Origin of the sequence: Pedobacter hiemivivus (assembly GCF_005144565.1) — a bacterium.
In the GTDB taxonomy this organism is placed as follows: Bacteria; Bacteroidota; Bacteroidia; order Sphingobacteriales; family Sphingobacteriaceae; genus Pedobacter; species Pedobacter hiemivivus.
Map to the genome: position 1 here is coordinate 1 of NZ_SWDX01000027.1, position 2,144 is coordinate 2,144.

The 2,144-nt window shown below is 36.2% G+C and carries 1 protein-coding gene and 1 rRNA gene; one reads left to right on the top strand and one right to left on the bottom strand.

Going from position 1 to position 2,144, the window contains the following annotated elements; all coding sequences use genetic code 11:
• The first annotated feature begins 709 nt into the window (after positions 1 to 709).
• A complete protein-coding gene (locus FBD94_RS25820) occupies positions 710 to 1,831 on the top strand; it encodes a Fic family protein (protein ID WP_131612996.1) in 1,122 nt (373 codons plus the stop codon).
• 114 nt (positions 1,832 to 1,945) lie between these two features.
• Here the strand turns inward: FBD94_RS25820 and rrf are convergent.
• Positions 1,946 to 2,057 (bottom strand): 5S ribosomal RNA (gene rrf / locus FBD94_RS25825).
• Positions 2,058 to 2,144: the final 87 nt, after the last annotated feature.

Sequence of the window (2,144 nt, forward strand, 5' to 3'; positions counted from 1 at the left end):
AATGACATCTCTTTAATGAACTTCTCGAATCACCTCACGGATCTTCTTTATATTTCTTCGTTTATTATTCTTCAGTTTCGTTTCGGTCTTAATGTTCCGAATCTCAGTTTCAAATTTTTAACGTTTCAATCTTTTTTATTCTGTTAACAAACTCCGTCTGGTAACTCCCGTTCTGTTTGGGATTGCAAAGGTAGAAATCTTTTTGGTTTTGTCAAGCTTTTTATTAAACTTTATTTCTTTTATTTTCGAGCCTTTTAACAACCCTTAAAGAAACACCAATCTCTTTTTCTAACCCTTCAGTTCAACCTTCATCTTCTTCCTTTTCTTACAAACCCTTCCTCCGAAGCGGGATGCAAAATTAGGAAAATTATACGCCCCCACAAACTTAAACACACTATTATCTCCGTCAAACCCATAACTCCCTACAACACAACCAGAAAAACTGAAGAATATTTCAGATTCATCATATTAAACTCTTCCTACTCTGTTCATATCAACGATCAAATCGTTCAGCTGTCTTATCCATTGTTCAAGTTTGGCACCCACATTCAGTGCGAACGTTTAAGTTGAACCTTGCATCTAACCTTAAAAATTCAGTAAAAATAAGGCCAACTAGTTAAACCTAGCTTAATTTAAGGCTCAAAAGACACCTAACCTTAAAAATAAACGCATTTTAAGGTTAGGTGGATTCTTTTCGTTATATTTGATTATGGCTTATCCAATAAACCCTGACAGAAACAAACCTTGGAATGATCTACCCTTACTTCCAATAGACAAAGAGTTATATGAAGATATTCAAATCTTCTCCCTTCTGGGGAATGCTAAAGCTGCACTCGGAAGATTACAAGGCCGTAGCATTGCTATTCCTAATCAAGGATTACTAATCAATTCTATAAGTTTACAGGAAGCCAAAGCATCAAATGCCATAGAAAATATCTTTACCACAGATGATGAACTTTATAAAGCTTATAGCGAACACCAAACCAAACAACAAGAAGGCCCAACCAAAGAGATCTTAAATTATAGAGAAGCTTTGTGGTTAGGTTATGGATATTTACAAAATGACCAGCTATTCGATGAGGATTACTTTATAAAAATGTATAGAACCATCAGCCAGTTTAAAGACGGCATAAGGCCACCCGTAGCACAGATCTATATTAAAGAAGGTGGTTCTGGCTTAAATGCAGGTAAAGCATCCTACACTCCGCCACGTGGCCCAGGTATTATAGAATCAAAACTTAGCAACCTCATAAATTTTTTAAATGATGATGAGAAATATCCACTAGATCCGCTCTTAAAAATGGCCATTGGTCATTTTCAATTCGAAGCCATTCACCCTTTCAGAGATGGTAATGGTAGGACAGGAAGAATATTTAACATCCATTACCTTACAAAAAAGGGATTACTTGATTATCCAATTCTCTTCTTAAGTCGTTACATTATGGATAACAAAGAAGATTATTATTCAACACTATCTGGAATTACTCAAAGAGGCAATTGGAAGAATTGGTTTCTCTTTATGTTGAAAGCTATTGAAGTTACAGCTAACCTCACTTACAATAAAATTAATGACATTATCTCAGCGAAAGATGCCATCCTGGATACAGTTATTTCTAGAGGAAACATCAACCGCCCAGAGTCGCTCGTAAGCACCTTATTTATGGAACCCTTTACTCGGGTAATGCATCTTACAAACAGGGGGCTTTATGCAGAAAATACAGCACGTAAATATCTTGATGAGTTGTCAAATATTGGAATCCTTGAAAAAAGGATGATACATGGCAATAGTTATTACCTCAATCTGGAGCTATACAGAATTCTTTCAGAATAATACCATACCCCGTATATCAAAAATCCCATAAACCTTTGACAGAAATAAGGGAAAATAAAAATGTTATAAACAAGAAAAGCCGATAGTCATGATGACTACCGGCTTTCTTTTAAGATTTGGCACCGACCTACTCTCCCACGTGTTACCGCAGTACCATCGGCTCTGGTGGGCTTAACTTCTCTGTTCGGAATGGGAAGAGGTGGACACCACCGATATAGGCACCTAAATATTTTTAAATATCTAGTATATATCGTTTCGCTTTTGTTGCTCAGCTTGCGCCTTGCTCGATTTGTTACTAAACAAATGACATATT

What these genes read in the sequence shown, in the direction of transcription:
- FBD94_RS25820 (WP_131612996.1), top strand. Translation starts at nt 710, where the DNA reads ATGGCTTATCCAATAAACCCTGACAGAAACAAACCTTGGAATGATCTA.